We start from the raw sequence: 11,969 nt of genomic DNA, 5'->3' as shown, positions 1-11,969 counted from the left end.
GACGGAGGCGGCAATGAGCGGCGAGCGGGTTCCGGCGGGGTTCACCGAGCAGCGGGCGCGGGTCGGCCAGATCACCATGAACTACGTCCGGGGCGGCAGTGGCCCGCCACTGGTGCTGCTGCACGGGTACCCGCAGTGCTGGTACATGTGGCGGCACCTGCTGCCCGACCTGGGACGCTCCTTCGACGTCGTCGCACCCGACCTGCGCGGCTTCGGGGACAGCGACGCCCCGGCCGGCGGCTACGACAAGAAGACGGCAGCAGCCGACCTGCACGGTCTACTCGATCAACTCGGCCTGACAAGCGATCTCCGGGTGGTCGGACACGACCTGGGGACGATGGTGGCGTACGCGTACGCGGCCGCCCATCCGCAGCGGGTGAGCCGGCTGGTGCTCACCGAGGCGCCGATCCCCGACGAGAGCATCTACACGTTTCCCGCGCTCACCCCGGCCGGGCCGGGGGTGTGGAACTTCGGCTTCTTCTCGATCGGCAACGGGCTTCCGGAGGAGTTGGTCAGCGGGCGCGAGTCGCTCTGGGTGGACCGGTTCACCGACGCGCTGATGGTGCGCAAGGGCAGCATCGCCGCGCCCGACATCGAGGAGTTCGCCAGCCACCTGCGCGACCCGGCGCATCTGCGGGCCAGCTTCGCCTATTTCCGGGCGTTCGACCGGGACAGCGCGGACAACGCGGCGTACCGGGAGATGAAGCTGGAGATGCCGGTGCTGGCGGTCGGCGCGGCGGCCAGCCTCGGCGGGCAGGTGGCCGAGCAGGTTCGCCGGTACGCCGACACGGTCCGCGGCGAGGTGATCGAGGACTGCGGGCACTGGCTGTACGAGGAGCGCCCGGACGAGATGCTCGCCCTGCTGCGCGACTTCCTCGCGGCCTGAGCAGCTACCCGCTGCCCGCCTGCCCAGCTCGTTCGCCAGCTCACCGCCGTGGACGTCCCGATCGGGCGTGAGACCACCGCGACTTGCCAACCAGGGCCGGGTCAAGCCCGGCGGGCACATCTCACCGATGGTGGCGGAACGGCGGGGCGTGGCGGCAGGGTGGAACCATGTCGGACGCGTTCGTCGTCGGCGACCCGGACGGGTTGTCTCCCCTCCTGGTCGCGATTCGCGACGCCGTCGCCCGGGAGCTGCACGCCCAACTGGCGCTACGCGGGGAACGGATCGAGCTGGCCGACCTGCCGGAGGTGTCGTACCAGGTCACGCTGCGCGTGGACGAGACCCTGCGCGGCACCCGACATCCTCCCCAGCGACCCCGACGCTCTCAGTCGCCCGCATAGAGCCGCGACGGATCGACGAGGACGACATCGGGACGCTGAGCGGCCGCGTGCCGCAGCTCATCGGTGAACCCTGCGGCGCTCGCGAGCAGCAACCGACCGTCCCTCACGTCCAGGCCGGGACGCGCGGCGAGCAGGTCACGTGCGCGGCTCAGTCGTTCCAGCTCGGGCCGACCCAGCGTGCGACCCCACTTGACCTCTCCGATGGCGAGCAGCGGCCGAGGGCCGTCGCCGAACGGCGGCTCGCCGAACGCCACCAGGTCGAGTTCCAGGCTGGTACGGGTGGCGGGATCGGTGAGGACGGCCGAGCTGGCGTCCGCGACGACACCACCAAACGTCTCTGGCGTGGCGAAACGCAGAGCCCACTGCCGGACGATCTCCTCGAACGCTGGCCCCAGCACCGCGCTCGAGTACCGGCGGTTGGAACGCCTCCAGACGTCCGAGCCACGCCGTTGCTCCAAGGCCGTCCAGGAGGGCCGCATGACAGCCTGATAGAAGGTGATCAGGGGTTCGGCGATGCGGTAACGGCTGCGCCCACTACGAAGCGGATCGGGCTCGCGGATGAGGAGACCGGCATCCTCAAGGACGGTGAGCGGATGCTGGAGGTCGGTGGCCTTCCGTCCGATGTACCCGGCGATCCCACCTCGGGTGCCGTTGCCTTCGGCGACCGCGGACAGCACGGAATGGTAAAGAGCGGTGTCCCGCAGGTCGGGATCCTCGGCAAGCAGATAGCGAGCCTCGCGGAACAACGGGCGGGCTGGATTCAGCACGGCGCGGACAACCCAGTCGTCGAAATCGTCTGGTCCGTCGGGCACATCGTCCTGGACGTACTCCCGTCGGTAGGCCGGGGTGCCACCGACGATGGCGAACACGCGGGCAGCGAGCGCAGGATCATCGAGCCCCCAGAACGTCGCCGCGGCACGATAGTCCAGGGGTGGCACGGCCAGTTCAAGCCCTGCCCGTCCGCGCAACGGGGCCGAACCGGCGAGCAGACCACCCATGAACGACAGTGCCGAACCGCACAGCAGCAGGCGCGTGCGGGAATCGGTGCGCTCGACCCGGCCCGGCGTGAGCGCGTGCTGAATTATCGACGGGAGATCCCGAGTCGACCGGGCAAGATAGGGGAACTCGTCGATCACCACGGTAACCGGGCGGCGCTGGCCCAGCGCAAGCAGTGCGTCGACCGCTCCCGACCAGTCGTCCAGGCGAAGCGGACCAGGCGCGTCGGTGTGCCGGCCGAGAGCCTCCCCGAGTCGACGCAGCGACTCCACCGGGGTCGCCTCTGTCGCCCCAAAGTAGAAACCGTCGGTGGCACGGGCCAACTCGTACAACAGCAGGGTCTTGCCCTGCCGGCGACGGCCGCTGACCACGCCCAGCGTCGCGCCTGGGCGGTCGTCCGTGGCGAACCGGACCAGCTCCGCCCACTCGACGTCACGGTCGAAAATCTCCGCTGGCTTGGAGAGCTTCACTGTCACATCCCCACAGAATGTAGAACTACGCTTCCAAGAAGTGTAGTTCTACATTCCGTCACCTGTGGTTCAGTCCAGCCCGCCGTACGAGTGCAGGCCGGTGAAGAAGATGTTCACGCCGAACAGGTTCATCAGCATGGTGAGGAAGCCGAGCACCGCCAGCCAGGTGGCCACGTTGCGCTTGACGCTGGGCGTGGCGCGGGCGTGCAGGTAACCGGCGTACACGACCCAGGAGATGAAGGCCCAGGTCTCCTTCGGGTCCCAGCCCCACGGCCGACCCCACGCCGCCTCGGCCCAGATCGCGCCGGCGATCACCGCGAAGGTGAAGATCGGGAACGCGAACGCGTGCAGCGCGAAGGTCAGCCGCTCCAGGCCCACCGCGCCGGGCAGGCGCTTGGCCAGGGTGTACGGGAAGCTCCGCTTGCCCTGCTCGTATCCGTTGCGCATCAGGAAGCCGACCGCCGGCACCACACCGAGCAGGAAGATGCCGGACGCGAAGACGATCGTCGAGACGTGGATGACGAACCAGTACGAGTTCAGGGCCGGCACCAGCGGCACGATCGGCACGTACAGCACCAGCTCGGCGGTGGCGACAAGCAGCACCATCACCAGGGTCAGGAACAGCCCGAGTTTGCGCAGCGACGGCCGCTTCCGGAGCACCACCAGCCAGGCGGCGACACCGATGAACGTCACCGTGAGCACGAACTCGTACATGTTGCCCCACGGCATGCGGTCCGCGGCGAGGCCACGCGTGACGAGCGCCGCCAGGTGCAGCACGGCGGCGACCGCGGTGGCGCCCACCCCGATGAGACCCGCGAGGCAGGCACGTCGCGCCGACCGGTCGGCCGCGGCCGACGGCGGGACCGGCGCGGGCGGCGGGGGCAGGGTGCCACCACCGGCGCCCACCAGCTCACGGACCGGAGCCGCCGCGGCGATTCGGGTACGCGCGTTGCCCAGCGCGTACTCCACGGCGTGACCGATCATCGCGACCAGGTACGCGAGGATCGCGAAGGTCACCAGATTGTCGGAGAGTGCGGACATCACTCGGCTCCTTCTCGCACGCCGGCCCGGTCGGTGGAGTCACCTGCGGGCCGTTCGGCACCGTCGACCGCGGCGACGAGCTGGGTGAACTCGTCGGCGAACCCTGGGTAGTCGGTACGCGGCAACCCACCGACCTCCATCAAGCTACTACCGCTCGTCGGAGATCCTTCCCCCGGGTCGGCCGGCACCACCCGGAAGAACACCCGGCGACGCCGCCCGAACAGCGATCCCATCAACCCGACAAGCAGAACACCGCAGCTGATCAGCAGCGGGGTCGCGCCGGGATCGTGCCGGACGGAGAGGGTGACGTACCGCTTGGTGTCCAGGAACTCGACGGTCGAGCCGTCGTCGAGCGTCCAGGTCTCGCCCTTGCGCAGCAGTTTGGTGCCGACCTCCTTGACCTTGCCGGTCCGCACCTGCCGCTGGTCGAGTTGGTAGATCGAGCCGGGGATGCCGGCGTCCCGGCCGAGGTTGCCCCGGTACGCGACCAGGTTCAGCACCGGGTTGCGCTCGGCCGGATACTGCGAGCGTACGAACGGCCCCTGCCCGGGTGCCGTGGGCAGGTAGATGCCCGTGAACGCCATCTGCTGATCCGGTGCGCGCTGCCCGGTGGCCGGGTCGACGTTCGCGTCCGGGAAGGCCGCCAGCCCCTCGCTCGTCAGACCCATGTCACCTGTGGTGAGGAACGGGTCGTCGCTGAGCTGGCTGTTGCCGAACCGGTCGGTGTAGCGGATCACCGGGGCGTACCCGTGGCCGAGCAGGTAGACGCTGGCGTCCTTCAACCGCAGCGGCGAGTTCACCGAGAAGTCCGCGCTGCGGGTGGGCTCGTCCGGGCCGTCGACGGTGACCGTGGCGTTGAAGAACTCCGGCTGGCCGGAGGGCAGGAAGCGGGCCTGGAAGTCGTCCAGCCGCAGGCAGAAGCGCGGCAGGTCCGCGCTGTCCACCCGGGGGCCGAGCTTGGCCTCGGCGAACTGCTGGCGGGTGTTGCAGAACGTGTTGTCCGCGCCGGCCACCAGCAGCCGGTTGCCGCTCCAGCCGTACCACGAGCCGAGCGCGACGCCGATCAACACCGCGATCAGCGACATGTGGAACAGCAGGTTGCCGGTCTCCTTGAGGTAGCCCTTCTCGGCGGAGACCTCGTTGCCGCGCACCTGCACCCGCCAGCGGCGCTTGCGCAGCACCGCGGCGATCGCCGCGGTGCCACCGGCCGGTGCGGGCAGCACTGTGTGCTGCGGCAGCCGCGCCATCCGCTTCGGCGCGGCCGGCGGCCGGGCCCGCAACGCGCGGACATGGTCGCGCAACCGGGGCGTGATGCAGCCGATCAGGGAGGTGAACAGCAGCAGGTAGATCGCGGAGAACCAGACCGAGCCGAAGACCTCGAACGCGCCGATCCGGTCCAGTCGGGGGGCCCAGTCCGGGTGGTCGACGAAGTACTGGTTGACCTTCTCCGGGCTGATCCCGCGCTGCGGCAGCACCGAGCCGGGGATCGCGGCGACCGCGAGCAGGAAGAGCAGGATCAGCGCCGTACGCATGCTGGTGAGCTGTCGCCACGAGTTGCGCAGCAGGGCCAGCAGCCGGTTGGGCCGACGCCGTGGCGCCGGGGCCACGGTCTCCGGTCGGTCGTCGACGACCGTCATCAGATGCTCACCTCGCCCACCCCGACGGTGGTCTGCAGCCAGATCACGAAGCTCTGCCATCCGCCGGTGACGAGCGCCAGGCCGATCAGGATGAGCAGGGCGCCGCCGACCCGGGTGACCCAGCGGCTGTTGCGCCGGACGGCGCGGAAGACCCCGAGCAGGCGTTCGAAGCCCAGCCCGAAGACCACGAACGGTATCCCCAACCCGAGGCAGTACGCCACGGCGAGCACCATGGCGCGGTCGGTCTGGCCGCTGGCGGTGGCCATCATCATCACCGCGCCGAGGGTGGGGCCGGTGCAGGGCACCCAACTGAGGGCGAACACCGCTCCGAAGACAGGTGCGCCGAGCAGGCCGGCGGCGGGCAGCCGGGAGATCCGGAACTCCCGTTGCAGGGCCGGGATCATCCCGAGGTAGGCGATGCCGAGCACGATGATCAGCGCGCCGGCGACGATCTCCAACTGCCGCTCGTAGTCGAAGAAGACCCGGCCGATGCTGGCGAAGAGGACCGCGCTGGCGACGAAGACGACTGTGAAGCCGGCGATGAAGAGCAGCGTGCCCGCGAGCACCCGCCCCTTGACCGCGCCGACCCGCGCGACCCGCTCCTTCACGGCGACACCACCGGTGACCGGTGCGAGATCGGCCGCAGGTCGGCGGCCCTCCAGGTCGGCGCCGGCCAGACCGGTGACGTACGACAGGTAGCCGGGGACGAGTGGGAGCACACACGGGGAGAGGAAGCTGACCAGGCCGGCGAGCGCCGCCGCGCCGATGGCGAGCAGCAGCGGCCCGTTGAGGGCCAACTCCTTGAAGGTCTCGCCCATCAGCCCGACGCCGGCTTCTCGGCCGCGATCCGCTCGACGATCGGTTGCAGGCCCTCCTGCTTGACCGCGGCCCGGATCACCACGGCGATCCGACCCTCCCGGTCCAGCACCACTGTCGCCGGGACGAAGTTCGGTGGGATGTCCAGGGCGAGCGCCAGCCGGCTGGACGGGTCGAACAGGCTCGGATAGGTGACCCGACCCTTCTCGAACGCCTTGGCCTTGTCCCGCTCGTCGGAGACGTTGGCGCCGAGGAAGGTGACCCCGGAACCCTTGGTGGCCTGGTAGGTCGCTTCCAGGTCGTCGGCCTCGGCACGACACGGCGCGCACCAGGAGCCCCAGAAGTTGAGCACCACCACCTGGCCGCGAGCCTGGCTGACGTCGTAACCGCCGCCGTCCAGCAGCTCACCGGCGAGCTTCGGAGGTGCCGAGCGCTGGTCCGGTGCGCACTCGAAGATCCCGTCGGTGGTGGTCGTGCAGGTCTTCTCCCGCCCCTTCGACGACGTGCAGCCGACGAGCGCCACCGCGGCGACGACGGCGAGCAGGCCGGCGGTCCACCTCCGGGCGTTCATCAGGCCCCCTTGGCCGTCCGGGCTGTCGCGGAGAGAGCGATCAGGTGCGCGGCCGGCTCGCTGTAGCCGATGCCCGCCACCTTCGCGCCCTCGAAGTGGAACGAGGTGAGGCTCGCCAGCCCACACTGCCGCTTGCGCGGGTCGTGCCAGAGACGCTTGCGCTCGACGTGGCGACGCAGCGTCCAGATCGGGAGTTGGTGCGACACCAGCACCGCCTCGCGCCCCTCGGCGGCGACCCGGGCGGCCTGCACGGCGGCGAACATGCGCTCGGCGATCACCCGGTACGCCTCACCCCAGGACGGGGTCACCGGATCGCGCAGCACCCACCAGTTGCGCGGGTCGCGGAACGACCCGTCACCCGGGGACACCTTCTTGCCCTCGAACCAGTTGGCGCTCTCGATCAGCCGCTCGTCCACGCCGACCGGCAGCCCGAACTGGGCGGCGATCGGCTCGGCGGTCTGCTGGGCGCGCTCCAGCGGGCTGGCCACCACGTGCACGATCTCCCGCTCGGCCAGGCCCTGCGCGGCGGCCTTGGCCATCTGCACACCCAGCTCGGAGAGGCGGAAACCGGGCAGCCGACCGTAGAGGATCTGGTCGGGGTTGTGCACCTCGCCGTGCCGCAGCACGTGGACCACCGTCTTGCTCAAGGCTCTTTACCCCCCGTGACCAGCCGCTGCCGCCGCGTTCGCCGCCGTCGGCAGCGCTGCGGCGATGTGCTCCAGAGCGGCGTCGTCGATCGCCGCCGACACGAACCACGACTCGAACGCGCTCGGCGGCAGGTAGACGCCGGCGGCGAGCATCGCGTGGAAGAACGCCTTGAACGCCGGCACCTGCTGGGTGCGGGCGCTGTCGTAGTCGACCACGTCGGCGTCGGTGAAGAAGATCGAGAACATGCTGCCCGCGTACGACAGTCGGTGCGGGACCCCGGCGGCGGCCAGCGCGTCGGACGCCAGCTTGCCCACGACGGCGGCCGTCTCGTCGAGACGGCGGTACAGCGCGTCGTCGGCGAGTCGCAGCGTGGCCAGGCCGGCGGCGCAGGCCAGCGGGTTACCGGAGAGCGTGCCGGCCTGGTAGACCGGGCCGGCCGGCGCGAGCCGCGCCATGATGTCCGCCTGCCCGCCGAACGCCGCGGCGGGCAGGCCGCCACCCATGACCTTGCCGTACGTCCACAGGTCGGCGTCGGAGGGGTCGAGGCCGTGCCAGCCGGCGCGGGAGACCCGGAACCCGGTCATCACCTCGTCCACCACCAGCAGGGCGCCGTGCGCGTGCGCGATCCGGGCGAGCTGCTGGTTGAAGCCGTCGCGGGGGGCGACCACGCCCATGTTGCCGGCGGCGGCCTCGGTGATCACCGCGGCGATGTGCGGGCCCTCGGCGGCGAAGGCCTCCTCGACGGCCCGGATGTCGTTGTACGGGAGAACTATCGTCTCGCTGGCCGCCGCGCCTGTCACTCCTGGCGAGTCGGGCAGGCCCAGGGTGGCCACGCCGGACCCGGCGGCGGCGAGCAGCGCGTCCACGTGACCGTGGTAGCAACCCGCGAACTTGATGATCTTGGACCGGCCGGTGAAGCCGCGCGCCAGCCGGATCGCCGACATGGTCGCCTCGGTGCCGGAGTTGACCAGCCGGACCTGCTCCATCGGGGTGCGGTCGACAAGCTCGGCGGCCAACTCCACCTCACCAGGGGTGGGGGTGCCGAAGCTGGTGCCCAGGGCGGCGGCGGCCTGCACGGCGGCCACCACCTCCGGGTGGGCGTGCCCGAGGATCAGCGGACCCCACGAGCAGACCAGGTCGACGTAGCGGCGGCCGTCGGCGTCGTACAGCCACGGACCCTCGCCACGGACCATGAAACGCGGGGTGCCACCGACCGCCTGGAAGGCGCGCACAGGGGAGTTCACCCCGCCCGGCACGATGGCGCGGGCGCGGTCGAACAGGGCCTCGGAGGCCGGCGCGACGGCTGGGTAGCGGCCGGATCCGGCGGGAAAGATGTCGGTCACGATGCCGCCATTGTGTCAGCGCCGCACGGTCTGCCAGCAGCCACCCCGCGGCAGGGTTACCGGGCTCACCCCTGGCCGGGCCGGTGAGCGGCGACGGCTTGCGACCTCGGCGGGCGGCGGCTCGCGGGCTCAACAGGCCGGGCCGGGCGGATCGCGCTAGGCTGACCGGGTGGATCGTGCCGAACTGTCCATCACGCTACACCGGACGGGCGACGAAGCAGTGCTGCGCCTGGCCGGTGAGATCGACATGCTCACGGCCGCCCAGCTCTCCACGGTGGTCAACGAGGTGCTGGCGGACCCACCCCCGCGGATCGTGCTCGATCTGGGTGGAGTGACCTTCTGCGACTCGCAGGGCCTGGGCACCCTTGTCGTGCTCAGCCGCAAGGCCAGCCACGCGCAGAGCCTGTTGATGCTGACCCACGTGGGCGACTTCCTGATCCGCGTCCTGGACATCACCGGCCTCCGCAGCGCCCTGATGATCCGCAACGACCAACCCACCGGCTAACCCCGCCCCACCCGGCCCCCGCCCGGCCCCTCCCCCCTCTCCGCGTTGATCGTGAGGTTGACGGGTCATTCGGGCACCAGATCGCCCGTCAACCTCATGATCAACGCGGGTCAGGGGGTGGGTCAGGGGGCCCGGTTACGGGGTGGGGATGTCTCGGGTGCGGAAGGTTGCGACAGATGCGATCAGTAGGGCCGCCGCTGTCGCCGTCAGGGCGGCCAGTGGGGCGACCTGCCAGTTCCCGCTGAGGACCTGGGGGGTGTGGGTGAACGGGGAGACATTTAGCGCCCACTGGTCCAACCCCAGCACCGCGCCGAGCTGACCGAGCAGCAGACAGCCGGCGAGCGCCGCCCAGGCAGCCGCGGAGAAGCGGGGCAGCCAGCCGACCAGCAGCGCCGCCAGCCCGGACAGCACCCAGGCCGCGGGCACCTGGGCCAGCCCGGCACCGAGCAGCCGCGGCAGTTCGCCGCCCACGTCGGAGACGCTGAGCCCGTAGGCCAGCCCGGTGGCGAGCCCGGCGACGCTCAGCACGACCGCCGGGCCGAGCAGCGCGAAGACCAGATGCGCCGCCAGCCAGCGAGTCCGGCTCACCGCCGTCGCCAGCAGCGGTTCGGCCCGCCCGGCGGTCTCCTCCGCCCGGGCCCGCAGCGCGGCCTGGATGCCGTACCCGGCGGCGGCCGGCGCGGTCAGGCTCAACGTCCCACCGAGGTACGCCTCGGCGAGCGCGGAGCTGCCGCCCAGCCGGGACAGGATCTCGGCCACCTGCGGGTTGCCCCGCACCGCCTCGCCCGCGGCGTCCGCCGCCCCGCCGAGCACCAGACCGAGCAGCCCGAAGCCGACGGTCCAGCCGAGCAGTTGGGTCCGGTGCAGCCGCCAGGCCAGGCCGAACGGGCCGGCCAGGCCGGCAGCGGCGGCGGCCGGGCCGAGCCGGGACGGAAACACCCCCGCGCCGAGGTCACGGCGGACCGAGACGGGGTACGCGACGAGCGCGACCACCGCACTGAACAGCACCGGCAGCAGCAGCACCCACGGGCGCTCGTCGGCGTAGGCGCGACTCCGGGCCGCCCAGCCCAGCGGTGAGAGCCAGCTCAGCCACTCGGCGTCCCCACCGGTGCCGCCGGACCCTCCGGCGTCGCCGGCCAGCCGCAGCACGAAGGCCAGCCCGAGCGCGCCCAGGCCGATCCCACGCGCCCCACCCGCACCCTCGGTGAGCTGCGCGGCCAGCCCGCCGACCGTGGCGAAGGCGACACCGGTGAGCGCCACGCCGGCGCCGAAGAGCACCGAACCCGCGCCGGGCAGGCCGGCCGCGACCAGACCGCCGGCGGCGAGCAGGCCGAGCAGCACATTCGCGGCGTACGTCACCAGCAGCGCGGCGGTCAGCCCCGCGTACCGGCCCAGCACTGTCGCGCCGAGCAGCTCCCGGCGACCGGCCTCCTCCTCGGTCCGGGTGTGCCGGACGACGGTGAGCACGCTGACCAGCGCGGCGATCAACGCCAGCAGACCGGCGCGCTGGACGGTGAGCGCGCCGGTGCTGTCGCCGTAGACCGGGCCGAGCAGGGCGACGATCGACGGGTTGCTCGCCGTGCCGGCGAGGTACGCGGCGCGCTCGGCGGCGGTCGGGTACAGCTCGGCGTACGCGCTGGCGTAGCTCGCCGGAAGCACCGCCAGCAGCAGGATCCAGACCGGTAGCAACACCCGGTCCCGGCGCAGGATGAGGCGCACCAGGTGCCGCGTCCCGGTGAGGGCCGTCATGACCGCACCTGCTCGGCCTGGTAGTGCCGCAGGAACAGTTCCTCAAGTGTCGGTGGCTGGCTGACCAGACTCCGTACGCCGATCTCGGTGAGCTGGCGCAGCGCGGTGGCCAGCGCGGCGTTGTCCACGTCGAAGCGCACCCGGTCCCCGTCCACCCGCAGGTCGTGGACGCCGGCGAGCTGGCCCAGCGCGTCCGCCGGACCGGTCAGCTCGGCGTCGATCGAGGTGCGGCGCAGGTGGCGCAGCTCGGTCAGGGTGCCGGTCTCCACGTCCCGTCCGTTGCGGATGATCGTCACCCGGTCGCAGAGCGCCTCCACCTCGGCCAGGATGTGGCTGGAGAGGAGCACGGTGCGACCGTCGGCCTTGGCGCGGCGAACCCAGTGCTGGAACACCTCCTCCATCAGCGGGTCCAGCCCGGAGGTCGGCTCGTCCAGGATGAGCAGTTCGGCGTCCGAGGCGAGGGCCGCCACCAGGCCCACCTTCTGCCGGTTGCCCTTGGAGTAGGCCCGCCCCTTCTTGCGCGGGTCCAGCTCGAAGGAGTCCAGCAACTCGGCGCGGCGGGCCGGGTCCAGCCCGCCGCGCATCCGACCGAGCAGGTCGATGACCTCGCCGCCGGAGAGGTTGGGCCAGAGCGTCACGTCGCCCGGCACGTACGCCAGCCGGCGGTGCAGGGCCACCGCGTCGCGCCACGGATCGCCACCGAGCAGGCGGACGGCCCCCGCGTCCGTCCGCAGCAGGCCGAGCAGTGCCCGGATGGTCGTCGACTTGCCGGCGCCGTTCGGGCCGAGGAAGCCGTGCACCTCGCCGGTGCGAACGGTCAGGTCCAGACCGTCGAGTGCCCGCGTCCGGCCAAAGGTCTTGACCAGACCGGACACCGCAATGGGAGTTTCCATGTATCGGAAGCTACAC

The 11,969-nt window shown here is 71.5% G+C and carries 12 protein-coding genes; 3 read left to right on the top strand and 9 right to left on the bottom strand.

Features of this window, described 5'->3' with window-relative positions; translation table 11 throughout:
* Positions 1 to 13 precede the first annotated feature (13 nt).
* Both ACPXBU_RS07380 and ACPXBU_RS07375 read left to right on the top strand, forming a co-directional pair.
* A complete protein-coding gene (locus tag ACPXBU_RS07380; protein ID WP_425757318.1) occupies positions 14 to 886 on the top strand; it encodes an alpha/beta fold hydrolase in 873 nt (290 codons plus the stop codon).
* A gap of 167 nt (positions 887 to 1,053) precedes the next feature.
* A complete protein-coding gene (locus ACPXBU_RS07375) occupies positions 1,054 to 1,284 on the top strand; it encodes a hypothetical protein (protein WP_425757316.1) in 231 nt (76 codons plus the stop codon).
* Here the strand turns inward: ACPXBU_RS07375 and ACPXBU_RS07370 are convergent.
* The 7 genes from ACPXBU_RS07370 to hemL all read right to left on the bottom strand — a co-directional run bounded on the left by ACPXBU_RS07370 (position 1,269) and on the right by hemL (position 8,806).
* A complete protein-coding gene (locus ACPXBU_RS07370) occupies positions 1,269 to 2,552 on the bottom strand; it encodes an AAA family ATPase (RefSeq protein ID WP_425757314.1) in 1,284 nt (427 codons plus the stop codon). The two genes, ACPXBU_RS07375 and ACPXBU_RS07370, sit on opposite strands and share 16 nt — an antisense overlap.
* Before the next feature lie 267 nt (positions 2,553 to 2,819).
* On the bottom strand, positions 2,820 to 3,791 hold the full coding sequence (gene ccsB / locus ACPXBU_RS07365) for a c-type cytochrome biogenesis protein CcsB (protein WP_425757312.1): 972 nt from the start codon (positions 3,789 to 3,791) through the stop codon (positions 2,820 to 2,822).
* Complete coding sequence (gene resB, locus ACPXBU_RS07360) at positions 3,791 to 5,428, bottom strand: cytochrome c biogenesis protein ResB (RefSeq protein WP_425757310.1); 1,638 nt, start codon at positions 5,426 to 5,428, stop codon at positions 3,791 to 3,793. The genes ccsB and resB overlap by 1 nt, the downstream gene beginning before the upstream one ends.
* Entirely contained in the window at positions 5,428 to 6,246 is an 819-nt protein-coding gene (locus tag ACPXBU_RS07355) for a cytochrome c biogenesis CcdA family protein (RefSeq protein WP_425757308.1), read from the bottom strand. The genes resB and ACPXBU_RS07355 overlap by 1 nt, the downstream gene beginning before the upstream one ends.
* Positions 6,246 to 6,815, bottom strand: coding sequence for a TlpA family protein disulfide reductase (locus tag ACPXBU_RS07350; protein ID WP_393365539.1), 570 nt, complete (start codon positions 6,813 to 6,815; stop codon positions 6,246 to 6,248). Before ACPXBU_RS07350 ends, ACPXBU_RS07355 begins: the two co-directional genes overlap by 1 nt.
* On the bottom strand, positions 6,815 to 7,462 hold the full coding sequence (locus tag ACPXBU_RS07345) for a histidine phosphatase family protein (protein WP_393365537.1): 648 nt from the start codon (positions 7,460 to 7,462) through the stop codon (positions 6,815 to 6,817). Before ACPXBU_RS07345 ends, ACPXBU_RS07350 begins: the two co-directional genes overlap by 1 nt.
* Before the next feature lie 6 nt (positions 7,463 to 7,468).
* The gene (gene hemL / locus ACPXBU_RS07340; protein WP_425757305.1) at positions 7,469 to 8,806 is read right to left on the bottom strand and encodes a glutamate-1-semialdehyde 2,1-aminomutase; all 1,338 of its coding nucleotides are present in this window, start codon (positions 8,804 to 8,806) and stop codon (positions 7,469 to 7,471) included.
* Between the two features lie 169 nt (positions 8,807 to 8,975).
* Here hemL and ACPXBU_RS07335 point away from each other — a divergent pair, with 169 nt between their 5' ends.
* Entirely contained in the window at positions 8,976 to 9,311 is a 336-nt protein-coding gene (locus tag ACPXBU_RS07335) for an STAS domain-containing protein (protein WP_007454492.1), read from the top strand.
* A gap of 135 nt (positions 9,312 to 9,446) precedes the next feature.
* Here the strand turns inward: ACPXBU_RS07335 and ACPXBU_RS07330 are convergent, their stop codons facing one another.
* Entirely contained in the window at positions 9,447 to 11,060 is a 1,614-nt protein-coding gene (locus ACPXBU_RS07330; RefSeq protein ID WP_425757303.1) for an ABC transporter permease, read from the bottom strand.
* Entirely contained in the window at positions 11,057 to 11,953 is an 897-nt protein-coding gene (locus ACPXBU_RS07325; protein ID WP_425757301.1) for an ATP-binding cassette domain-containing protein, read from the bottom strand. Before ACPXBU_RS07325 ends, ACPXBU_RS07330 begins: the two co-directional genes overlap by 4 nt.
* Positions 11,954 to 11,969 lie beyond the last annotated feature (16 nt).

The sequence above is a fragment of the Micromonospora sp. DT231 genome, from assembly GCF_049847025.1.
GTDB lineage: Bacteria > Actinomycetota > Actinomycetes > Mycobacteriales > Micromonosporaceae > Micromonospora.
This window is presented reverse-complemented; position numbering and strand designations above follow the sequence as displayed.

What these genes read in the sequence shown, in the direction of transcription:
- ACPXBU_RS07380 (WP_425757318.1), top strand. Translation starts at nt 14, where the DNA reads ATGAGCGGCGAGCGGGTTCCGGCGGGGTTCACCGAGCAGCGGGCGCGG.
- ACPXBU_RS07375 (WP_425757316.1), top strand. Translation starts at nt 1,054, where the DNA reads ATGTCGGACGCGTTCGTCGTCGGCGACCCGGACGGGTTGTCTCCCCTC.
- ccsB (WP_425757312.1), bottom strand. Translation starts at nt 3,791, where the DNA reads ATGTCCGCACTCTCCGACAATCTGGTGACCTTCGCGATCCTCGCGTAC.
- resB (WP_425757310.1), bottom strand. Translation starts at nt 5,428, where the DNA reads ATGACGGTCGTCGACGACCGACCGGAGACCGTGGCCCCGGCGCCACGG.
- ACPXBU_RS07355 (WP_425757308.1), bottom strand. Translation starts at nt 6,246, where the DNA reads ATGGGCGAGACCTTCAAGGAGTTGGCCCTCAACGGGCCGCTGCTGCTC.
- ACPXBU_RS07350 (WP_393365539.1), bottom strand. Translation starts at nt 6,815, where the DNA reads ATGAACGCCCGGAGGTGGACCGCCGGCCTGCTCGCCGTCGTCGCCGCG.
- ACPXBU_RS07330 (WP_425757303.1), bottom strand. Translation starts at nt 11,060, where the DNA reads ATGACGGCCCTCACCGGGACGCGGCACCTGGTGCGCCTCATCCTGCGC.
- ACPXBU_RS07325 (WP_425757301.1), bottom strand. Translation starts at nt 11,953, where the DNA reads ATGGAAACTCCCATTGCGGTGTCCGGTCTGGTCAAGACCTTTGGCCGG.